Raw genomic sequence first — 23554 nt, 5'->3', positions numbered from 1 at the left:
CCAGAGGCTCGTCTCAATTAATGAAAGCGAGCCTCAGGTAATATGACCAATTGACTATTGGGGCAAATGGATAACCACTCAGCCACCTTTTCGGTAGGGTTAACATCAGCAGTCAGTAATAAATGACTGAGTGCATTGAGCTGGCGCACCTTAACTGAATACTTCATCAGTAATTCCCAATCGGAAGGAGTTAATCTCACATGACTTATCTTTTGGATCTGCAAATAACTCAAATAATGTTTAGCCTGCGTTTGTAAATTGAACGAACCAATAGAGAGAATTCCACCGACAAATAAAGGCGCTAATAAACAAGGTAACAAAACATTAAACGATAGAGGTGTAGATAAATCAAAAATAGATTTTGCAGTAAAGTCAGTAGCTCGGTTTAACCAAAAACCATAATTAATAATATTTTTTTGGCTTAGCATCTGTTGTTTATTACTTTCTTTATCGATGAGAACCAGTAACTGCTGATGAGCTAATGAGCGATTAGGCAAGACACCTAAACCGCTGCTTTCAGAAAAAATCGCTTCAGTTTTATAGAGGAACTGTGATGCATTACCCTTAAGTTGCTGTGATAACTTATCAAAAGAGTACTCTGAGCTGATAATTAGATTAAGCTTGCTATTTGTTGCAACCGCATCAATTTGAGCCACAGAATACTCTGTTGGCAAGGGAACACAAATACAACCAGCCTTAGCAATTCCCAAGACTAATGCAACTAAATCAACACCTTGCTCCGTATAAATCCCTACCTGACTTTGTAATGGTAAATCGAGCGTATAAAGAAACGAGGTGATCGCTTCAGCCTTTTGCCATAATTGATGATAAGTGACACATTGATTATCTTGATAAATAGCAGGATTATCCGGCGTGCGGCAAACCGATTGTTCAAATAAGTCGGTAATAGTATTACTAGGTAAAGGAAGATATTCACCTACTCCCCACGTGAATAGTTTTTCCTGTTCTTCTTCTGTCAAAAAAACGAGTTCATTAATTAATGTCTCAGGCTGATGCAAAATATAGTGAAGAATATTATTAATATGGGCTGGCATTCTTTCAATTAAGGGAGTTATCGTTCCACCCTGATAATTTGTATCAATCCGATGTGCTATTTTTAATTCATGAGACTTCTGATCAACATAAAAATGAATCAATGAGTTTTTCGGTACATGCACTGTTTCATTTGAGAGATCCACAGTAATGATACAGTCTTTAATTAAAGGCTTTAAAGCAGGTTGACGAGTATAAATATCACTCAGCAAAGCCCCACGTTTAGATATTAAAGCAAGGGTTTGATTTAGTTCTTCTAACACTTGTTTACAAGTAAAGTTGTCTTGCAAACTGGGTGTTATTGGCAATAAGGTAGCCCATAAGTTAGAAGTTGTTTTAATATCAGAAAAATACTCATTGCTTAAAAAGATAGTAGAATTCTCATAATTATTTAATCGGTATAAATAAATTAATACACTTGCCAGCAAGTAATGACTGGGATTGTTTATTGAGTTCTTAATCTCTTGCTCAATGGCAATCGACTTTAGTTCAGTTGGTTGGTTTTTCTTAACAAAAATGCGATCACAATAGGTTGTATGATCGACTACCTCCCTTAATTGATTCACCCAGAATTTCTCATGCCTTAATGCATGACTGTATAAAGCCTTTCCATCCCGTAGGAATGCGTGATCTAGTAGAGGCAACTGCTGATTAATGACTAGACCGTAGTGTCGAATAAGCTCCTCTGTAGCAAGTAGTTTACTTTCTGAAGTCATGAGTTTTTTGAGCAAAATAGCTTCACTCGTTGTCGAAATGAGCAATCCTTTTTCATCCATTGAAAGAATCACACCACTTTGAATCTTAGTGTTGGGGAGAATTGATTTTTCCACCTCGGCCACGATGAGGTAGTCCTTTTTTAAATACAATTTTAATGTACCTAAATTATTGCTGTAGTTTCCAAAATTAAGCGCACGACAATATAAATCAATTTGTTGAGCTGTTGCTGTTTCCCAATTAATAAAGCCTAAATCAGGTAATGGATGGCTAAGCCCATAGTAACTTCGCATTGCTCTATTTTGCTTTGTCTTTATCAGCGAAGAAGATTGAATCTGTTCAATAATTTGGGCAAACCCAATTGTTGCTTCATCAAAACAACGTAAGTTAAGTGTTAATGCAGTTTCATTGTCTGACAGTGAAAAGCTTGATTGATAAACAATATCTCCTTCATCAATGCCTTCATTAACCAGGTGCCAAGTAATGCCATGAGTGGTTTCACCATTCATTAATGCCCAGGATGTCGCATTGACCCCTGCGTATTTAGGCAAAATAGAATCATGGTAGTTAATTGTGCCGAAGCGAGCGATTTTTAAATCAGCGTCTTTTAATATGACGCCATTGACAATACTAAAGAAGTAGTCGACTAAATTTTCTTTGTTATCAGGTAACTCTTCGAGAGAACTGACCCAAGGGATATTATTTTTATCACACCAGGTTTGGATGGATTTTATTGGCGAAATAACCCATTTAATTTGATGCTGGTTTTCTAATAAATAGTTACCACATTGAATCAATAAATTATCTTGCCCCATTAAGATGCAGGTTAGGCTCATTACATCATCTCCCACAGAGATCCTGAAATATCGTTTAAACTATTTCCTGCTCTGGAAATATGCCAATCCGGTCGGACTAACAAATAAGTATATGGATACGTCTGCGGGTCAACTTTTAATAGATGGATGTGTTTTAACAAGAAACACTCATTAATTAACTTAAGCTCTGATTCTTGCATTTTTTGCTCGCCACAAATAATCAAATTCCACTGAGTAGGAGACAAGTATTTGTAAATTGTCTCCTCTTTTAATAAAGCATGAGGAAGAAAATAGCCTGGTTCAGCCCTTGGTGTGTATTCAAAGGGAGAGTGCTCTTGCTGTTTCACTGCTGATTTTTGAGTTAACGGTGTATCTAAGTATGAATATCCTAGCGTCAATCCGGAGGAGCATAAAAATTGATTGCCTAAATCTGCATAAGCACGCACAAAGGCATTATAATCGTGCTCCGGGGGATATTTTTTCTTTAATTCGACAAATTGCTCCGCATTTTGTTTGGCGAAGTTCAAATTACTTTGCCAAACGGGTCTTCGTTCAATCTCATAGGTTTCAAGTAATTGGAGTGGAGCCTCTTGCTTGATAACAGCCGCCAATTTCCACCCTAAATTTTCTGCATCACCAAAGCCAGTATTTAGTCCTAAGCCACCTGTGGGCGCAAAAGCATGGGCTGAATCTCCCACCCAAAATATACGATTATCTTTATTGGCAAATTCGGCAAGTTGAACCTGCATATCCCAAAAATAGGAATCAGCAATTACCTTACTCACTGGTGTTCCAATCATTTTATCAATGAGTGCAGATAAGGTGGATTTATCAGGATTAAGGTTAGAATCAGTCCAAACGATTTGTGCAAGCCATAAGCCTTCCTCAAGATCAATAGGTCCGACAAAAGCCATCGCGTCATCATCTAGCACGAAGTACATGATTCCGTCAGCCACTGTTTTTTTATTCATAATTTCTTTTGAAATAAACAAAGTCCCCAGCATTTTCGTTTGCTCAGATAGTTTGTTAAATGGATTATTGAATAATTCTTTAGATGGCCCGGCAGCGCCGTCACAACAAGCTAAAAAAGTAGATTGATACGTTTGAGTGGTTTGATTTATTTTATCGTAAGCTTGAACAATGACTTGGTCATTAATGACGCTCATTTCTTGCACTTCATGATGTTTTAAAAAATCAACACAAGAAAAATCCAGTAAGCGTTTTCTTAAAACCTCTTCCGTTACCCAAAGCGGGATACGCACTCCTTCTTTAGGGGATGCATTTTCTTTTAATTGATTATCTCCCCAAGCACTCACAAAATAGGAATCTCCACATAAGTTAGAGCACCAAATGCCTGTTTGTGGAAAATTTTTAGGGAGTAAAAGGTTGTCTTCAAGTGCTTTGTCTATCCCCCATCTTAAAAAAAATTCCATGGTGCGGGCAGACAAAGATTGAGCTCGAGGTGTACGCAAAGGTTGGGCATGCTTTTCGAGAATCAAGGTGCGAATATTGCGCAAACCAAGTTCAATACCAAGAGCAATGCCAACAGGTCCACCACCGACAATAATTACATCATAATTAAGCATTATTTAAATAATCAGCGTTTGGATAAAAAGACATCCACAGTTCAGTGATTTTATGATTAACGATGGTATAAAGCATGATGGCATCCCATTTCACAACATCAGAGCCATCTCTTGGAATATGTCGTTGTTTCATTCTCACAGCAACTTTTCCTTGGTCTTCATCAATAAACACTTCTTGAATCCCATAATTAACCTCGGCAAATTTTCTCTCTGAAAATTCCAAACGATTCAAAATATCTTCCAGCGTTATCTCAGTAAAATCAGAATAAGCTTTCAGATTTTTATCGTAAAATGTAGGGATTTTAGTTGCATCACGCTCTTTCCAGGCTTGATAGAAATCGTCAATAAATTGCTTGAGCGCTTTTTTATCCATAATAACTCTCCTGAGGATGTTAAGGGTCAAACATCTTAATAAATGGATTATTTAGCCTATTTTTACTCTTAAAGAGCATTTATGATGGATTCATTCATGATGCAAAAAAACCACGTGGGAATCCTGTATCATAAGCTCTCTCGGCGGCATAGTCAGACTTATTTAGATGTTGCGTGGCGATTATCATCTTAGATCTAAATTGATGTCAAGTGCGTTTTTTGTTCATACTATTCCTTTTAAGAATACTAAGTTTAAGATATGTAAATTTTCTTTAATCAAGTATTTATCAAAAAAAAATATTCACGATGCTTTTATTTAGGTCATGTATGTGTATAATTTTGCAGTTTTTACAGTGGCAAAAACTATTTTAGATTGCAGAAATAAGTTTAGTCGTTCGCGATATTAGTAGTTTCTGTTTAGAAATAACCAACGTAGCAATAAGAATTCGTAGTCCCCTAAATGAGTCATCTTCTAAAAGGAAGTAACTACATGCTAGATGAATATACGAACACTCGATCCTTTTATAAAAAGGCAAAAGCATTTTTACCTCCTGATGTTTTTTCTTTTATTGATGGAGGAAGCTTGGATGAATTGGCTTTAAAAAGAAACCGTGAAAGCTTTAATAATGTGCTTATTTCTCCACGGGTTTTGCGAAGATTAGGTGAAATCTCCACACAAATTAAGTTGTTTGATCATATCCTTAATGCACCGGTGCTCATTGCTCCTGCTGCTTACCAAGGCCTCTTATCGAAGCATGGAGAGTTGGATATGCTCGAAGCAGCTAACCAATTCAATACAACAATGATTCTGAGTATGTTTTCCTCCATGGATTATGCGTTAATAGCTCAACACAAAAAAGTTCCTGTGTGGTCGCAAATGTATTTTCTGACTGACAGGGAAATTAATAGAAATTTTATTCAATGGATGGAAGAGCTTAACTTTGATGCTCTTGTTGTGACTGTTGATGCTCCGGTCTATGCAAAAAAAGAACGAGAACGCTCGCATCCTCTTCTCTTTCCTGAAAACACCTCATTCCCACATCTTAAAAAAATAGGAATTCCTTTTGAGGCGTGTTTGAAATCCAAAAGACATCTTTCAACCTTGCTAGATCACTCCATCAGTTGGAATGATCTGGATTGGCTGGCTAGAGTCACTAAGTTGCCTATTATTTTGAAAGGAATTATTGACCCTAGGGATACTGAAATTGCACTTACTTTTCCTAACGTGAAAGGTATTGTCATTTCTAATCATGGTGGAAGACAGCTTGATTCTAGTCTGTCTCCTCTGGAAATTATGTATGAGCATCGAGTAAAAGCAAACCACAAAGTAAAACTGTTTTTAGATGGGGGCATAGCCCGCGGTAGCGATATTTTTAAAGCACTGGCTTTAGGAGCTGACGCTACTTTAATAGGAAGAACAGCGTTATGGGCTCTATCTGTAGGTGGTAGTGCAGGCGTCTTCCATGTCTTGTCTATTCTGCAACAAGAGCTTCAAGAAACCATGATTTTATCTGGATGTTCAACAACCAAAGACATTACTTCTGAATTTATAGTTGGTAAGGTGATCAAATGAAACAACAAAATGCCGTTGGCGCAGTGATTGAAAGCATTGCCTATGTAGAAATGTATGTAGGAAATATTTTTCAAAGCAAAAATTTCTTCATGAATGCTTTGAAGTTTGAACATATTGCGTCGAAAAAAACAGACGATAAACTTACCTTTTTAATGAAGCAAGGGAACATTTATATCGTTATTACCTCGAGTTTACATCAAGATACACCCATCGCTAAACATGTCAATGAGTTCGGTGATAGTATTAAGAAAATCAGTTTTTTTGTTCACGATGTAGCTGCCTGTTTTGAGGGGGCGGTGAATAATGGAGCTATACCTGTTTTTTCACCTCAAGAAATAAGCGGCACCTATGCTGCGTCAGTGGAAGTTTTCAATCAAGTTGAGCATGAATTTCTACCAATGAATTCTAATAACAAAATTCCTGGATTTAAATATGATGAACACGCCTGCAATAAGCATCCAATGATTTATAACATCGATCATATTGCAACTTGTCATCCGAAAAATACCATTGATAAATGGGTAAAATTTTACAAAGAGACTTTCTCCTTTTCTGAAAATACCGATGAAGACATCCATTCTGCTGAGAGTGGAATGCACATTACCATCATGAAATCCCCGAATGGAAAGGTAAATTTACCGTTGGTAGAACCAAGCTCGGAAAAATCACCTCTGCACACTTACTTAAAATACAATCATGGCGCAGGAGTACATCACATTGCATTTCAAACGGATGATATTATTGCTTCGGTGAAGCATTATGAACAATTTTTTGGCGAGCTTAGAAAAGCTCCGCCAAGCTATTACGATGAGGTCAAGCAACTTTATCCCGAACAAGTTAAGCGTATAGAAAAAGTCGCTCCTTATGGAATTATGCTTGAACAAGATGATAAAGGAATTCTGTTTCAAATATTTACCAAACCAGTAGTGACACGCCCAACACTTTTTCTGGAGTTTGTTCAACGTGAAGTTTGTGAGGGCTTTGGCACAGTAAATATTAAAGCACTTTACGAAACACTCGAAGTTTAATTAAAGATAAGATTTGGTAGTTTATTGCAGTGAAACCGACTTACTGCAATAGCTTTCAATTGAAATAGGTTGTCCTGCTATGATGAATGAACGAATTCAGCCCTTAGAAATACAGAAGTACGTCAAATTGTCGCAAAGAAATGACGTTATTTCTTTTGCGGCGGGATTACCTGATCTTTCTGTAATGCCGCTTGAAGCGTTAAAAGAAGCCTATTCACAATTGTCGGTAGAGAACTCCAAGTCATTTCAATATCAGGCACCTAATGAGGCACTGAAACTAAAAATACAAAAAATGATGATTTCTCAAGCAGTGCCCTGCGATTTAGAAGAGATATTGATTACAGGTGGTGCTCAACAAGCCATTTATTTAACTGCAAATCTATTCTTAAAACCTAAAGCTTCTTTAATGATTGAGGAATTTGTTTATCCTGGCTTTTTGCAGATTGCAAATATGTTTGATTTAAACTATTTGCCTATACCTTCTATATTTAATTGCGGCTTGGATTTAAATTACCTGGAAATGTTGTTAAAAACTCGCAAACCCTTGCCTTTTTTATACGTAGTCTGTAATGGTCATAATCCACTCGGACTGACCTTGGATACTCAAATAAGAAAAGCACTTGCTGGACTTGCGGAAAAATACAACTTTATTATTGTTGAAGATGATCCTTATGGCTATTTAAGTTTTACTGATGAGCAGTTTTTACCAATGCGTGCTTACACGAAAAACGCCATTTATATAGGCTCTTTTTCAAAAACAATTGCGCCGGCTATTCGTGTCGGTTGGATTGTTGCAGAAAAAAGTATTATTCAAAAACTACAACAACTCAAAGACATGAGTGATCTTTACTGTTCGAATCCTAATCATTTAGCCTTAAATACTATATTGAATAACTATTCAATCGAGGAAATTACCTATCCTCAAATAAAGCATTATAAAAATAAACTAGAATATATGGCCAAGGCCCTAGACGAATATATGGACATTCCTTTTCGCTATGTTATGCCAAAACATGGTATGTTTATATGGTTAGAATTACCCAATACGCACGTTCAGTTATCGCATGAAGCGGTGTTTAAGCAATCAAACGTTCTCTACATACCGGAATCCGCATTTTTAGTAGGGAAACCTACTGGTCGACAAGCCATTCGACTCAGTTTTACTTATCCTACTTTAGATGAAATTAGTTTAGGAATACAAAAATTAAGTGCCGCAATACAGTGTTGCCATTCAAAAGCATAAGATTACTCCAATTATACTGTGCGAGAGAAAGTTAGACCTTTCAAGACATTTAGCCCTTGATATATCAACCTTGACAGTCTAGTCTAGCCCTCACTCTGTTATGAATAGGTATCTAAGTGATGCATAAAGGTCTATTTGGGATTTTGTTATTAGCAAGTAACCTATGTTCTGCCAAAGTCTGGGTCAATCAATGTCAAAAAGTTTACACGATTGGGGCTTACGATGAAGCTTTTAAACAACAAGTTGTTGTGATGAAACTTGGGCCTTTACCTGCGAATAAAGTGCCTCCTGCCATACCTCAATCTTTTTTAGAGGCCGATGGTTCTTACGGTGGTGGGGAAGGGACCTGTACTATCACCCAGGCATGTCAGTTGCTCAAGGAACAATTGGACTCAGGAATCTTACCCAGTGATGAAAATTGGCACATCTATCAACTGGAAGCGGATTGGGAGAAAGATATTTATCAATTACATCCAAATGATTATCGTCTTAAACATCCGGTACGCGTTTTGAAACTGGTCAAAAGTAAATGTTTTTAAATGGTTTATCCACTTCGGTAATGTTACAGAATTCTAGCTAACCATAATGTGAATGCTACTTATTTTTTTCTATGATACTATCTCATTTTTTTAGAAAAGATGGTAAATGTATCACTATCAGATACAAGCCAAACCATTACTTTAGCAGGATGAAATTTTAGCCAAGGAGGAGTGGTTACTATTAAAAATTTGGTGTGAATATGCCTTTTTATGTCAATGAAAAAACAAAAGTTATTCTTAAATTTATGCCAGGAAAACTTTATCAAAATAGTCTTGCTGCTTCGGGTGTCAAGGAACTTGAGCGTAATATACCTGGACAACCGTCCCTTGCCTTAACCTATATTAAAAATGAAGAAATAATTAGTCTGCCTGAGTATCAAGCACCAAGACCTGAATCTGCAGGAAAAATTTGTTGGTTTGGTGCTTTTAAGCATAAATATTATGGTCCTTTTTTTCAAGGTAACCAGCGTAAGATTGAAAAAATTGTTTCTGATTATCATAAAATTTGTAAACGTTTAGAAAAACTTAAATACGAAGAAAATGCTATTGTTGATTGGTTTAATGAGCAATTGGAGCAAAGTGAAATTTCTGAAGCAGCTGCTACTGTGTCAAAAGATAAAGTTTTTGCCGCCTTCATATTGCAAAATTACACTTTCAAGTCTGATAACATACCAATCCTCCTGCGAGAGTTTTTGGAATGCCGAACAGCAAGTGACTTTACCTATTTTATTTTAAGTCGTCAGGATAAAGCTATTTTTGAGGCGGCAGTAAATGTCAGTCGGCAACTTGATTTCAATGTTGAGGAGGTCGTTAATAGAGAGCTCAAAGAAAAAAATAGCAATATAAATCCGCAGGAAATGTCGAACAGTGAATTAGCTTCTTATTATGAGCGGGCAGTGATTCACCATATTTGGAAGTTTCATTATGCTGCTTCTTGTTGGCATCCAGCAAAAGGATTAGAGCCTTTACTTGAAGAATTCAGAAGGTATGAAAATCATTTTCTCGCAGAAATTGATTATAATTTAATTAAGCAATTTACTATAAATCCAGCGCTCGAATTTTCTTCTTTTGATGAAGAAGGATATCTTGTTTATGAGGTTGTTCTTGCAGAGGAAGAAGACGCTGGTGAAGATACACATATAATCAAAGTCATTGGTGTAGATTTAGATAACGGTGGTTATATTTATTTCCTGGATCCTAATGACGCCAGTAATCCAGGTAAACCGCGCATAGTCCACCGCATTGCTAAAGATTTATTCTATCATATTTTGCTGGATATTGATGGTGTTAGTGTCGCAAAATCAATGTCGGATACCACATTTCCAGTAGTTCTTTATCGTGCAAAAAACGATATTGATAAGGACATTATTGCTTCTCCAAAACGTCAGCCCAAAAGGCAGCATAGTCCAACTCTGGAGCCAAAAAATAGTTCGCATACACAACAATCAGACGATGGTAAACAGACAAATAGCCCTAGATTATTCCCACTTAAGAAACATATAAAAACCGATAGAGAATTGCAATACCCTCAGAATAGTGATGAGTCAGGACTTAAATCACGAGCGTAGCTGGCAGTTAAATATTGGATTTTTGTCTGCAGAGGATTGGAAAGCAGCATAAGCTGCTTGAGGGATCTCCTCATAGGAATAAGACTTAAGTTAAGAATTCTCGTTTTGCCTCCTTTTATTATAGAAAAATGAAGAGGATAGAATCTTGTGCTAATCTGAAGAAAAGGCTTATCAAAGGGAAAATAAAGTGAATGGAGCAGAGTTAGTTATCAAATGCCTCGAGGCGCATGGCGTTGAGTATATTTTTGGCCTTCCGGGTGCAAAAATTGACGCCATTTTTAATGGCTTGCTGGATTCGAAAATTAAACTGATCTTATGTAGGCACGAACAAAATGCTGCCTTTATGGCTGCTGCTTATGGGCGATTAACCCAAAAGCCTGGCGTTGTGTTAGTGACCTCTGGCCCCGGCGTTGCCAACTTGGCAACAGGTCTTCTTACGGCAACGACAGAAGGTGACCCGGTAATTGCTCTCGGGGGGAATGTCTCTCGCGCTATGCATTTTAAAAAATCACACCAGGCAGCTAATAATACTAAGCTTATGGAAGCTGTTACTAAATACAGCGTAGAAGCCATGAGTGCGACCAATATTCCTGAGATTATAGCAATGGCGTTTAGACAAGCTCTAAATCCACGTGCGGGTGCCTGCTTTATTAGTTTTCCGCAGGATGTTTTAACTGAAAAAGTAGACAGTCCAGTGATTGCCCCTCATGAGTGTATGGAGGTTTCAATGGCTTGCGGGAATACCATCGACAAAGCGGTTAAACTTCTTACCGAAGCAAAGCTGCCTGTATTATTCCTGGGGGAAGAAGCAAGCAATCCTAAAAATGCAGAGGCAATTCGCGCATTGCTTGGTCAGACTAAAATAGCAACTATAAGTACTTACCAAGGGGCTGGTGTTGTTTCACGGGAGTTATTTCCCTGTTTCGCAGGACGCGTTGGCCTTTTTTGTAATCAACCGGCTGATAAACTACTTGATAAAGCGGATGTTGTTTTAACAGTAGGATTTAATCCTGTTGAATATGATCCCGAAGTTTGGAATCCTAAAAATGATAAAATAATTATTCACCTCGATGCGACTTTTTCAGAAGTCCGTTATACCTATCAACCGCAGCTGGAGATTTTAGGAGCAATTTCTGAAAACATTCTTCTGCTTAAAGAGGCGCTTGCAAAAAATAAAGTGTATGGCGACTTATCACATGCCAAAATTTATCATGACGCATTAAATGAAAAAATTGCAGAGGGTAAAAATAAAACGGAATTTCCCATTCATCCGCTCCGATTTATCTATGAGCTGCGCCAATATGTCGATGATGAGACACTAATTACTTGTGATATTGGGACAGTATACATGTGGATGGCTCGTTACTTTCTCATTTATAAGCCGCATCACTTAATGTTCAGTAATGGGCAACAAACCTTAGGGGTGGGGATGCCCTGGGCTATGGCGGCGAAGCTGGTTTACCCTCATAAAAAAGTAATTTCTATATCCGGGGACGGTGGTTTTTTATTTTCGGCACAAGAGCTTGAGACAGCCGTAAGGGAAAAATTACACTTTATCCATTTCGTTTGGACGGATGGATGTTACAATATGGTCATGGAACAGGAAATGATGAAATATAAACGCCGCAGTGGTGTTGATTTTGGCAAGCTGGACCTGGTGCATTTTGCCAAAGCATTTGGTGCTGAAGGTTATGTCCTAAAAAGTGCGGATGATATTATCCCCGTATTAAAAGAAGCTGAACAAAAAACTGTTCCTGTCTTAATCGATGTCCCTATTGATTATCGAGATAATCCTGAGCTTTTTGCGACCATTGATTTGGATAAAGTAATCTAAGGAAAGAAACATGTTGACTGCAATCGCCTGGTTGGTCTTAAGAGTCGTTTTTGCTGGCTTTTTTATCTATGCTTTTTACAGTTTTGTTCGAAATTGGCCGGCCGCAAAACAAACTGCAACACTAATTTATCCTAAGTATCCCAATTTCCAAGCGGTGAGCATGCTAGTTTTGATGCTACTAATCAGCATTTCTATTTTATTGGGTATCTTCGGGCGTATCGGTGGGGCACTCGCTTTGCTGTTTTCTTTACTCGGTGTTTATGCGCATTACACCTGTGTTCACCATATCGAGTCAATTCAGTTACCTGCAACCGCTTCAAGTGACGATCAGAAATTATTGGCGGATGCAAAAGCAATTGGCATCGTAGGGCATATTACGTCTGCTCAGAAAAATTATGTTATTGCTGCCGTTTCTTTTTTCTTTATGCTGCTTGGTACTGGACCATGGAGTATTACCAATTCATAACAAGGATATAATAAATGAACCGTTACGAAAAAGGTCTTAAGCAAATGCAAGAGCATTTGGGAAAAGACATCACCGAAGAGTACCTTAAAAAGATTGAACAAATAGCACCTTTTTTTGCAAAAATTAACGTGGAATTTCCTTTTGGCGATTTATATTCACATGAAAGTACACTGGATCAAAGAGTGCGGGAGCTTGCAACTATTGCAGCACTGACGGTGCAAGGTTTTTCAATCCCTCAATTAAAAGTACATGTCCGTTGTGGCATTAATTGCGGGGCAACAAAAGAAGAAATTGTAGAAATTATTACTCAAATGATAGCTTACGGCGGTTTTCCAGCAGCCACCAATGCTCTTTTAGCTGCCCAAGAAGTTTTTGAAGAATTGAAAATTTAATACAGTATCTCGCTAAAAGTTTTTAAGTACGCCTTCAAAAAAAGGTTCATTGCTGACAGAGATACTTCCGGAAAGAGGGTAGTCAAAACTAAATGCCAGGGTTAAGTTAAAGCCAATGACAAGGGCTAAACAGAAATTAGCCAACATACGCATAGTGCCACCCTCATGAGCCTTTAAAAGACTTGATAAAAAAACAATAACGATGGCTCCTAAAATTAATGCAGTGCGCAACTCATTATTAAGAATACTATGTATGGAAATTAGCCTATCACGACGCTCTTTTAAAAAAGAGTCCAAGTGATTCATATTTTGCCGATAAAATAGTGCTTCCTTCGCTGTCTTAGGGGTGTAATTCTGAAATGCCAGTAACATAGCATGCATGGCGCGCCAGGCTTTGTCACTTTCTTTGCCCTCTCGCATCATTTTCCATTCATCCGTTCTTATGAGATGCACATATTGTTTTAAACTGTTTTCCATTGGTAATCTCTCTTTTTCTGGAAAAACGTTTAAATTACGCACCACGACACTAAGATCATCTGCTTCTTTGTAAACATTTTTTTGTACATACAAATAGTGGTTCCAAAGTGTAATGATGACAAATCCCAAGAAAACGCCATAACCACTACCCATAATGCTTAAAATACTGTCCGTGCTACGTGAATATTCCGTATCAACCGATTCTTTTGAAATTAAATAGGAAGCAATATAAGTGGCTAATACGGAAAATGAAAGAAGCATAACCAAATTAATTAAAAAGAGTTGCCACACAGAGAGTGTATTGATTAATTCACGAAACATCGTTGTCTCCTGGACATCTTGTTGTGATTTTTATAACTACTATTATGTTTAATTGTAGGATATACCCTAACGCTATTTTTCTCTATCGCATTTTACTTATGGTTGATTGAGGCATTCTGGCGTTATTGAATGGAAATAAAAAATTGACTTTATTAGGACCGATTTGAGGATGGTCTAATTGATTACCAAAACTGTAAACATCCCCTTTTTTAGTAAGACATACAGTATGACCTTCTCCTGCAGCAACTGCGGTAATGGCCTCTTCTTCGAGAAAACCAACTGGCTGAGGAACAAAAGAGGCTTCCCCCTGTATTTGATTTTTATGTAAACCCAGTTGCCCTTTTGTATTGGCACCAAAGGAATACAAGATTCCATTTTCGTCCACGCACAACGAATGAAATGAACCGGTTGCAATTTTTTTTATTACTTTATTGCTTAATGAATCGATTTGAAGCGGCGTCTTTGTATTATGAATTTTTCCAAGCCCTAATGCACCTTTATAACTTGCGCCAGTACTAAATACTTCCCCTGCTTCGCTAAGAAATAGAGTATGGCTATTTTTGCTGACAATAGAGATGATTTTTAGGTGTTGTAAATTAGTAATAATTTGGGGGAAGGCGATATCTCCAGTAGTTCCCAACCCTAATTGGCCAGATTGGTTTTTGCCGAAAGCATAAATCTTTCCCTCTGCTGAACGACAAAAAGAAATATAATCGCCAGCAAAAATATCAGTAATTTTTTCATTAAAGGTTGTAATTAATTGCGGTGTGCTATCAGGGGCTCGATGCCTCAAACCTAACTGACCGAAATGATTATATCCCCAACTATAGACTTGGCCATTGCTGGTTAGAGCAAGAATGTGATCCCAACCTAAAGCAAGTTTAATAATTTTTTCATCAACGAGTTCTTTAATAGGTTTGAGGTTGAAAATGGCTTTGTTACTCATGAAGAAAAAGTCCTGGCCACTGTGATAAATTTTGCCATCAGTGGATAACAAAAAAGTTCGTGAATTACGACTAACAATCTCAGCAATATTTAAGTTTACTTCTTCCCACAATTGTGAAGTATTGCTTTTAAGAGTGAGATTAAATTTTTGAGGAGGATTGCTTTCCCCCACTGTAAGCTGCTCAATGTTTTCATTCCAAGTATACCAACCTTCTCGGGGAGAAAAATAAAAATTCGTATTATCTTCGGCCACGATTTTGGGTAGTGGCGCCATTTTTTTATAGATGTTTGTAAGCGCCTTACCAGGGGAAGAATGCATGAAGGTGATTATCTTTTCTGTTCTATCCCTTTTAGATGTTGAGGAATGTTGAAGGGTAAAATACTCAGGTATCAAGACTATAAATAAATTAAACGCAGAATTATAGTCGAGATATTGGAAGGCTAAATAGCAAATAATGTCAACTGGAAGGGAGATAATGGTGCCCGTGAATTGCATTGAAACTTCCTATTTTAAACATTGTAGATTGTCGAAAATGGTATCAATGAGTTCTTTGTATTTTCCATGGGTAAAATTACCTATACTTAAACTAAGGTAATTGACTTAAGGAAAAGTATTATGCCTATGGAAAAATGTAGTGTCTGTGGTAACCGTTACGATAATTGCTTTGAAGTAATACAAAAGGGGAGCAGTTATTTTTTTGACTCGTTTGAATGCGCCATTCAAAAGCTTGCTCCCACTTGTAAACATTGTTCGTGCCGTATTATTGGCCATGGCATTGAAGCTGGAAACGATTACTATTGTTGTGCAAATTGCGCCAGAGCCTGTGGAGTAGAGGACGCTAGGGACGATGTTTAATTATAAAGCAATAGGGGGCAAATGCTATACTTAAAAAACTTGAAAAATATTTAAGCGAAAAAGTTATGCGGTCCTTACCCCATCAATTGCGAAATGCCCTTTTGAATTAGTTTGGCATACATTATCTTTAAAATTCTTAATCTAGATACCACCCCTTAGAGTTCAAAGGGGTGATTATTATTTTTTTGTTGCTTGCCCAATGGTTTCTAGATAAAACAGTGGCCGTGGATAGTTTGCGTATTCAATGGTTGTACCCATACCACCCATAAAATGGTAGAGATTATGACAATGCATTAACCAAATTCCAGGATTGTCTGCATCAAACTGAATTTTAATGGTACTGTCGGGCTGTACTAGGACCGTATCACGCATTGCTCCATTGGTTAATTTCACTCCATCAATCTCAGTAACATGAAAAACATGCCCATGAAGATGCATGGGGTGGGACATGGTGTTTTTATTGGTAAATATCATTTCCACCCGTTGTCCTTTAGTAATAATAAGAGGAATGACATGAGGCCAACTTTCGTTATTCATTGTCCAGCGATAACCTTGCATGGAGCCTTGTAAGGTATAATTTAAGCTAATATCGCCCTTTTTATTGGGTAAGGGGTTTAAGGATTGGAGTTGCTTTTCTAATTCATAGTAGGGGATGCGCCCAGAAGTTTCTGAGGCAATCGAACTGAATTTGGGAATAGGCTGATTTACGGTAGCGATAATTAGCCCTGTTTGTTTATTGGTTCCTTCCGCTTGAGCTAGTATAGGAAAAACGCCACCCTCATTAGGGACACGAACGAGGATATCTAGTCGATTGCCGATGCCAATGGGAAATTGACTACCATCAATTGGCTTAACCCGCTCTCCATCTACTGCAATCAAACTGCCCTTTAATTTTCCCAAGTTAATTTCATAATTGGTGGAAGTAGAGGCATTAATAATACGAAGTCTTACGGTTTGTCCTGCAGTGACAGGTTTTACTTGCGGATTTTCCAGGGTAGTTTTATTGGTAAGAAATGCATCATAATCAATGTCGTTGTAATCAGTATCCATCTTCATGGACATAGTGGATTGCCTATTTTTATCATTTGGCTTTGATATTTTTTCCACGGGTACTTTAGCGTTACGTAAGGTTTTAAAAAGTTTCCAGGGATTTTGATATGTAAAATCCTCTAAAAACATGATTACTTCTTCCGTATCATGATTTTTCTTATCAGAATCATAAATAATAAAAGGAGCCGATAATTGCTGTTGTTCTTGAAAACCCTCGTGAGAATGCATCCAATAAGTACCAGACTGGACGAGTTTATATTGATAAGGACGACTTTCTCCCGGCTTAATCGGTGTTTGTGTAACGCCGGGAACGCCATCTTGAGGGTTTGGGAGAATAAGGCCATGCCAATGAATAGTGATTGGCTCAGCCGTTTTGTTGACGACCAGCACGTTAAAAAGCTCTCCTTTTGTGCCAAAATAGCCCTCTTTAGTAGTGGAGCCATCTGGATTTATAAACAAGAGTTCAAATGCTTTCGTAGCTTTGCTTTTCTCATTTAATTGAAACTGTTTATCTGAAACTTCAATGACTGTTTGTGAAGATTCGGATAGTGATGTAGCGGGTTTTGCAAAAGTTGCTAGAGGATAAAATAGTAACGTCGAAATACACGCGACAGAGCATGCACATGCTTTCCATAATCGATTCATAGAGAGAGCCTTCGCTTGGCTTAATTACTCTTAAAATAGTATAAAGCCAATATCTTGGCAAAAAATGGGATTAGTGGGTAAAAAAGAAAGTTAAAGCTACAGGATGTATACTCTGGATTTAAATAAGGCAAAAGGTTCTCATTCCTAAGTACTGCTGATGCGAGCTTGGGTATATAAACTCTTGGCTACTGCGGCACAAGCCGCAGGGCGTAGGAAATTAAAGAGCCTATTATTTTTCTAAAGAAGCGATGTCTATAACAAAGCGATAGCGGACATCACTCTTTAAGACGCGTTCATAAGCGTCATTGACCTTTTGAATAGGAATCAATTCAATATCTGCCGTGATGTTATGTTTACCACAAAAATCGAGCATTTCTTGCGTTTCTTGAATACCACCGATTAAGGAACCTGCCAGACTACGGCGCCCAAAAATAAGAGGAACGGCATTAACAGGCACATGATCATCCGGTACACCCACGACGATCATCGTGCCATCACGTTTCAGCAACGCCAAGTATTGATTCCAATCAATGCCTGTAGAGACGGTGCAAATAATTAAATCAAAACTACCAGCCAATTTTTGAAATGTGGTTGTGTCGGAGGTCGCAAAAAAATGATTGGCACCTAGGCGTTTGCTGTCTTCCTGTTTCTTATTGGAATGACTCAAGACCGTCACATCAGCACCCATGGCATGCGCAAGTTTTACGCCCATATGGCCCAAGCCACCTAAACCCACGATGGCCACTTTTTTACCAGGGCCTGCTTTCCAATGATTGAGTGGGGAGTAAAGCGTAATACCAGCGCAAAGAAGTGGGGCAGAGGCATCCAGCGGCAAGTTGTTAGGGAGACGCAAAACATAATCTTGGTTGACAACGATCTGCGTTGAATAGCCTCCTTGTGTAAGACGGCTTCCGTCACGCTCCATGCCATTGTAAGTAGGGGTTAAACCTTCCGCACAATATTGCTCAAGGCCTTCTTCACAACTAGAGCATTGACGGCAAGAATCCACAATGCAACCTATACCTACATGATCGCCGGATTTAAAATTGTTAACATTTTTACCTACTTTGTGAACGACACCAGTGATTTCATGTCCTGGCACCATGGGAAAAAGAGCCCCTCCCCATTCATCACGAACTTGATGAATGTCCGAATGACAAATACCGCAATAATGAATGTCAATTAATACATCACTATCACCCACATCACGTCGCTCGAAAGAATAGGGTTTTAAGGGAGCCTTTGCGGCAGAGGCAGCGTAGCCTTTCACTGGGATCATTGCGATTATCCTTATCGTTAAATTCTTACTGGAAATATAATATAGGGGCAAGTGTAAGGATTTGCAAAACTCCTGCCTTTTCTTATTTTTAAAAATGGTGAGTTTGTTATGCAAACGAGTAATTGCAGTTCCCATTATGATAAATCCAGGACAAAAGGGGGTATTGGGTAAAAAATAGAGCATGGTGTATAATTATGATCAAATAACTTTTAGGAATGATCATGACAAGATCTAAATATCCCGAAGAAAACTCAAAAGAAGCAATGAAACCTGTTATGCAACTATTAAAACAAGCATCTCTTCAAGATCTGCCGCGTGAACTTCTTCTTTATCTTGCCACACAATTTTTAGATGCCAAAGACACTGCAAGGTTGTCACAGACTAGCAAGTTCTACAAAGCTAACTTAGGTGAGTTGGCCAGAACAAAATTGGCCGAGATGCTCGACAAACTGAATGCCCATGATCTTTCGGCCCTGGCTGAAGATCATGAAGGACTAGCATTATTTATCGTTCAAACTCCTCATCTTGTCGACAAAATAAATCAACCCTTATGGGGGGATGCCAGCAAAAGGACTCAGAGAGCATACAGTGAAGAACAATATGCGGAAAACAATTGTCTAGATAAAACAATGCAAAGATATACTTTTGATATAAAGAACCCTCTTATTAGTGTTGCAAGTAAGCATCACAGCGTGGCTAAGTTACTCTTAAGTGAGGATTATAAGGCTACGGAGCTTAGTGATAAAACTAAATCTCGTATTGAAGCCTTAGCAAATTTCGAAAAAGAAGGTCCTAAGGATTCCATGGGATACGAGTAATAAAAGCAGGAGTCTTGCTCGCAACAAAATTACAGATAGCGACAGTCAAAAATAATTTTTTTGCTAAACTGTGCAATAAAGGTACCAATTCAGTGCGTTTTTTGTTATAATCCGCGACAGTTTGCAGGGGCCTTGCTTAAGGAGTAACGTTGTCAAATTCTGTCGCTGTGGATTCGGAAGTAGTTTTACTTCGCAGTAGCATGATGGCATGGATAGTATGTCTATCTGCAGGATTGTTTTTTTTCTATGAATTTTTTCAGCTGAACATCTTTGATGTCATTAATCAGCCGCTACGTGATGATTTTCATCTCGATGCTGCACAATTAAGCTGGATGTCAAGCACTTACCTCTGGGCTGATATTTTATTTCTATTGCCCGCAGGGGTAATCCTGGACCGTTTTTCTACGCGCAAGGTCATTTTGATTGCCATGTTAGTTTGCGTCATTGGCACCCTAGGTTTTGCTATTACCAACTCATTTACCTTAGCCTGCTTTTTTCATTTTCTTTCAGGAATCGGCAACGCATTTTGTTTCCTCTCGTGTGTTGTTTTAGTATCACGGTGGTTCCCCCCTCATCGTCAGGCATTAGTAATAGGTTCTTTAGTGACAATGGCGTTTTTAGGTGGGATGATGGCGCATACCCCTTTTGCCCATTTAAATGAATACTACGGTTGGCGTCGCTCTTTATTTATAGACGGGGTTATCGGTGCTGTATTGTTGGTCTGGATTTATTATATTGTCCATGATACTCCTGGTCAGGTTGAATCACCAAAAAACGTAGAACGAACTCCTGTGGTCCCAGGTTTTTTGCAAGCCCTCAGCAATAGGCAAAACTGGTTTGCTGGATTGTATACCTGTTTTCTTAACTTACCGATTATGGTGCTTTGTGCCTTATGGGGTGCTAGTTATTTACAGGTTGTTCATCACTTGCCAGAAATGGCTGCGAGCAATGTGGTCAGTCTTATATTTATTGGCAGTATCGTTGGATGTCCATTGGTTGGCTGGCTTTCAGATCAACAGGGGCGTCGTAAACCGTTAATGATTATTGGTGCGTTAGCAACGCTGCTCACGGTAATCCCCCTGTTCATGAATATTGCTTTAACACAGACAGAGCTAAGCATTTTATTTTTTGCTTTAGGTTTTTTCACCAGTACCCAAGTCATTAGTTATCCTCTCATTGCAGAAAGTAATCCCTTAAAAAATACAGGTGCTGCAACGGGGATTGCCTCTGTATTAATAATGGGAGGGGCTGGTGTTGGGCAAGTGCTGTTTGGCTTATTGATGCAACATCATGCAGGCGCTTTCATTCAAAATTATGCGGTAGCTGATTTTCAATATGCAATGTGGATGTTCCCTCTTACAGCAGTCGCCGCCTTAGTGGCAGTATTATTAACCCGCGAAACTTACTGCAAACGTTAAAATTTAGGAGTTTATAATGCAGATAGTGGAAGAGTATAAAGATGAGGGAGCTTCTGCTTCATTGTTACCCTGGTTAGTGTGTTTTAGTGCGTCCTTATTCTTCTTTTATGAATTCATTCAGGGCAATATGTTTGCATCAATTGCCGATAATATCATGCATGACTTCCATGTCCAGGCTGACAAAATGGCCTATCTGTCCAGTATCTATTATTTATCCAATGTTCTTTTTCTTTTTGTTGCCGGTTTTGTTCTTGATCGCTTTTCTACTAAAAAAACAATATTATTCGCCATGCTACTTTGTGTGATGAGCACGTTTATTTTGGCCCATGCACACTCTTTTTATCTGGCATTGTTTTGTCGTTTTGTTACAGGAATCGGAAGTGCCTTTTGTTTTCTAGGGCCTATTCGCCTTGCTTCTCGCTGGTTTCCTCCCCAACGCATGGCAATGGTCACGGGCGTCATTGTGACCATGGCAATGACCGGTGGTATGTTAGCACAATACCCATTAACAAAATTAGTTGCACAAGTCGGCTGGCGGGATGCTTTGATGCAGGTAGGCTGGCTCGGAATGGCGATGTTGCTATTTATGTCTTTCGGTATTATTGAAAAAGCAAAAATTGCTCACCAAAAAATTAGTCAAAAAATCTCCATCATGACTGCTGCTAAAAAAGCTTATTTGAACCCACAGACTCTAAGAGCTGCGTTATATACCAGCTTGATGAATATGGCCATTGCTGTGTTTGGGGCAATGATGGGCTCTCTTTATCTTGTTCAGCGCCTGGGAATAGCAAAAGAAGACGCAGCAATCGTCAATACGATGTTATTTCTTGGTGCTATAATAGGCGGTCCCGTTGTGGGGTGGTGTTCCGATAAATTAGGTCTTCGTATATTACCAATGAAAGTGGGTGCCCTTGCTTCTTTAGTGACTATTCTGGCTGTTTTATATCTCCCTGTATCTTTGCCAGCCATGAATATTCTATTCTTCTTATTGGGATTTTTTACGGCATCACAAGTGATCAGTTATGCCCTCGTTGCCGAAAGCAGTTCACCATTGATGACTGCAACTGCCGTGAGCGTTGTGTCTATTTTGACCCAAGGTGGTTATATCATTTATCAAAACCTGTTTAGCATTTTGTTAATAGGGCATGGGGGGATGCATATGGTTAACGATATCCCTGTGTATTCTCTTGGAGACTACCAATTTGCCGCTATAATCTTACCATTGGGATTAGTTTTAGCATTGTTGGTATTATTCGGTTTAAAAGAAACGCGTTGCAGACAAGTTGAGGAATAAAAATGCCAGGACGAGCTTGCATTTTACTAATGGATTCTTTGGGTATTGGCGCCAGTCTTGATGCACATCGCTATGGTGATGAAGCGGCGAATACGTTTGGTCATATTCATATTGCCTGCAGTAAAAATCGCGCCGATAAGAGGGATTTACGCAAAGGAGCCCTATATATCCCTAATTTAACTAAATTGGGTTTATACCATGCAGCCATAGCAAGTTCAGGTGTTCCTTTAATCGATTTGTCCACAGTTGCTAAACCAGAAGGGTATTATGGTTATGCAGTGGAGCAAAGTTTAGGTAAAGACACGCCCAGTGGCCATTGGGAGTTAGCCGGCGTGCCTGTCCGTTTTGATTGGGGATATTTTCCCTATGAAGAACCCTGTTTTCCTCAAACGCTTATCGATGAATTGCTAAAAAAAGCCCGATTGCCAGGCGTTCTTGGTGAAAAGCATGCCTCTGGAACCACTATTATTGAAGAGTTGGGGGAAGAGCATCTTAAAACGGGCAAACCTATTGTCTATACTTCCGCGGATAGCGTATTTCAAATTGCGGCTCATGAAGAGCATTTTGGTTTGCAACGTTTATATGAGGTTTGCGAAATTGCCCGTGAGCTTGTTGATGCATATCAAATTGGGCGTGTTATTGCGCGACCTTTCATTGGGGAGCCAGGGACTTTTATGCGTACCGGAAATCGCCGCGATTATGCCACTCCACCGCCTGCACCAACCTTACTTGATGAATTAAAAAAAGTGGGTAGGGAAGTGATTGCGATTGGCAAAACTGCTGATATTTTCGCGCATCAAGGTATTACGCAAACCATCAAAGCAGACGGCAATATGGCGCTTTTTGATGCTACTTTATCGGCAATGAAATCAGCGCCCGCGGGTAGTTTGATTTTTACTAACTTCGTTGATTTTGATTCCTCTTATGGCCATCGTCGTGATGTAGCAGGTTATGCTCATGCACTTGAACAGTTTGATGGACGCTTACCTGAATTATTACAGTTATTGAATGAAGAAGATGTCGTAATCATTGCTGCTGACCATGGGTGTGATCCAACCCAGCCGGGTTCCGATCACACACGAGAGCATATTCCAGTTTTAATGTTTGGCCCGTCCTGTCCGAGCCAATTTATTGGTCGCCGTGATACTTTTGCTGATGTTGGTCAAACGCTAGCCGAACATTTGGCTATTCAACCTTTACTTCATGGTGTATCTTTTATTAATAATCAGTAGCAGTGAATCCACTGCTACTGCTAGTATTCTTTAGTA

General features: G+C 38.7%; 20 protein-coding genes. 13 read left to right on the top strand and 7 right to left on the bottom strand.

Features of this window, described 5'->3' with window-relative positions:
• Window positions 1-17: 17 nt before the first annotated feature.
• From Ljam_RS07310 to Ljam_RS07300, 3 genes are read right to left on the bottom strand one after another with little or no spacing between them, the layout of a single operon-like run.
• Complete coding sequence (locus Ljam_RS07310; RefSeq protein WP_131762318.1) at window positions 18-2618, bottom strand: AMP-binding protein; 2601 nt, start codon at window positions 2616-2618, stop codon at window positions 18-20.
• The gene (locus Ljam_RS07305; RefSeq protein ID WP_058449460.1) at window positions 2603-4168 is read right to left on the bottom strand and encodes an FAD-dependent monooxygenase; all 1566 of its coding nucleotides are present in this window, start codon (window positions 4166-4168) and stop codon (window positions 2603-2605) included. The genes Ljam_RS07310 and Ljam_RS07305 overlap by 16 nt, the downstream gene beginning before the upstream one ends.
• Entirely contained in the window at window positions 4161-4541 is a 381-nt protein-coding gene (locus Ljam_RS07300; protein ID WP_058449459.1) for a nuclear transport factor 2 family protein, read from the bottom strand. The genes Ljam_RS07305 and Ljam_RS07300 overlap by 8 nt, the downstream gene beginning before the upstream one ends.
• Window positions 4542-5030: 489 nt before the next feature.
• On the opposite strand from Ljam_RS07300, the gene Ljam_RS07295 reads away from it, so the two are divergent.
• The 8 genes from Ljam_RS07295 to Ljam_RS07260 all read left to right on the top strand — a co-directional run bounded on the left by Ljam_RS07295 (window position 5031) and on the right by Ljam_RS07260 (window position 13183).
• Window positions 5031-6113, top strand: a complete 1083-nt coding sequence (locus Ljam_RS07295; RefSeq protein ID WP_058449458.1) for an alpha-hydroxy acid oxidase — start codon at window positions 5031-5033, stop codon at window positions 6111-6113.
• Window positions 6110-7141 carry a VOC family protein gene (locus Ljam_RS07290; protein WP_058449457.1) on the top strand — a complete coding sequence of 344 codons (1032 nt, stop codon included), beginning with the start codon at window positions 6110-6112 and terminating at the stop codon, window positions 7139-7141. Before Ljam_RS07295 ends, Ljam_RS07290 begins: the two co-directional genes overlap by 4 nt.
• A gap of 79 nt (window positions 7142-7220) precedes the next feature.
• Entirely contained in the window at window positions 7221-8384 is a 1164-nt protein-coding gene (locus Ljam_RS07285) for an aminotransferase-like domain-containing protein (RefSeq protein WP_058449456.1), read from the top strand.
• Between the two features lie 119 nt (window positions 8385-8503).
• Entirely contained in the window at window positions 8504-8923 is a 420-nt protein-coding gene (locus Ljam_RS07280; protein ID WP_058449455.1) for a DVU_2496 family lipoprotein, read from the top strand.
• 200 nt (window positions 8924-9123) lie between these two features.
• Window positions 9124-10491, top strand: coding sequence for a hypothetical protein (locus Ljam_RS07275; RefSeq protein WP_058449454.1), 1368 nt, complete (start codon window positions 9124-9126; stop codon window positions 10489-10491).
• Between the two features lie 187 nt (window positions 10492-10678).
• A complete protein-coding gene (gene alsS / locus Ljam_RS07270; RefSeq protein WP_058449453.1) occupies window positions 10679-12325 on the top strand; it encodes an acetolactate synthase AlsS in 1647 nt (548 codons plus the stop codon).
• Window positions 12326-12335: 10 nt separating this feature from the next.
• Entirely contained in the window at window positions 12336-12791 is a 456-nt protein-coding gene (locus tag Ljam_RS07265; protein ID WP_058449452.1) for a DoxX family protein, read from the top strand.
• A gap of 14 nt (window positions 12792-12805) precedes the next feature.
• Window positions 12806-13183, top strand: coding sequence for a carboxymuconolactone decarboxylase family protein (locus Ljam_RS07260; protein WP_058449451.1), 378 nt, complete (start codon window positions 12806-12808; stop codon window positions 13181-13183).
• Between the two features lie 12 nt (window positions 13184-13195).
• Here the strand turns inward: Ljam_RS07260 and Ljam_RS07255 are convergent, their stop codons facing one another.
• Window positions 13196-13981, bottom strand: a complete 786-nt coding sequence (locus Ljam_RS07255) for a bestrophin-like domain (protein ID WP_058449450.1) — start codon at window positions 13979-13981, stop codon at window positions 13196-13198.
• Window positions 13982-14063: 82 nt separating this feature from the next.
• Complete coding sequence (locus tag Ljam_RS07250) at window positions 14064-15422, bottom strand: RCC1 domain-containing protein (RefSeq protein ID WP_058449449.1); 1359 nt, start codon at window positions 15420-15422, stop codon at window positions 14064-14066.
• 202 nt (window positions 15423-15624) lie between these two features.
• Here Ljam_RS07250 and Ljam_RS15585 point away from each other — a divergent pair, with 202 nt between their 5' ends.
• Window positions 15625-15759: a hypothetical protein gene (locus tag Ljam_RS15585; protein WP_255305229.1), complete on the top strand. Its 135-nt coding sequence runs from the start codon at window positions 15625-15627 to the stop codon at window positions 15757-15759.
• 200 nt (window positions 15760-15959) lie between these two features.
• Here Ljam_RS15585 and Ljam_RS07245 read toward each other — a convergent pair whose 3' ends face one another.
• On the bottom strand, window positions 15960-17477 hold the full coding sequence (locus Ljam_RS07245; protein WP_058449448.1) for a multicopper oxidase family protein: 1518 nt from the start codon (window positions 17475-17477) through the stop codon (window positions 15960-15962).
• Window positions 17478-17706: 229 nt separating this feature from the next.
• Window positions 17707-18756, bottom strand: coding sequence for an NAD(P)-dependent alcohol dehydrogenase (locus tag Ljam_RS07240; RefSeq protein ID WP_058449447.1), 1050 nt, complete (start codon window positions 18754-18756; stop codon window positions 17707-17709).
• A 221-nt stretch (window positions 18757-18977) separates the two neighbouring features.
• Between Ljam_RS07240 and Ljam_RS07235 the strand changes: the two genes are divergently transcribed.
• The 4 genes from Ljam_RS07235 to Ljam_RS07220 all read left to right on the top strand — a co-directional run bounded on the left by Ljam_RS07235 (window position 18978) and on the right by Ljam_RS07220 (window position 23518).
• Entirely contained in the window at window positions 18978-19574 is a 597-nt protein-coding gene (locus Ljam_RS07235) for an F-box protein (protein ID WP_058449446.1), read from the top strand.
• Between the two features lie 149 nt (window positions 19575-19723).
• Window positions 19724-20992 (top strand): MFS transporter, encoded by a 1269-nt coding sequence (locus tag Ljam_RS07230; protein ID WP_058449445.1) that lies wholly within the window; start codon window positions 19724-19726, stop codon window positions 20990-20992.
• 16 nt (window positions 20993-21008) lie between these two features.
• Window positions 21009-22286, top strand: coding sequence for an MFS transporter (locus Ljam_RS07225; protein WP_058449444.1), 1278 nt, complete (start codon window positions 21009-21011; stop codon window positions 22284-22286).
• Between the two features lie 2 nt (window positions 22287-22288).
• Complete coding sequence (locus Ljam_RS07220) at window positions 22289-23518, top strand: phosphopentomutase (RefSeq protein WP_058449443.1); 1230 nt, start codon at window positions 22289-22291, stop codon at window positions 23516-23518.
• Window positions 23519-23554: the final 36 nt, after the last annotated feature.

Source organism: Legionella jamestowniensis (genome assembly GCF_001467745.1).
GTDB lineage: Bacteria > Pseudomonadota > Gammaproteobacteria > Legionellales > Legionellaceae > Tatlockia > Tatlockia jamestowniensis.
The sequence above is the reverse complement of the archived record's forward strand: the minus strand, read 5'-3'. Positions and strand labels throughout refer to the sequence as shown.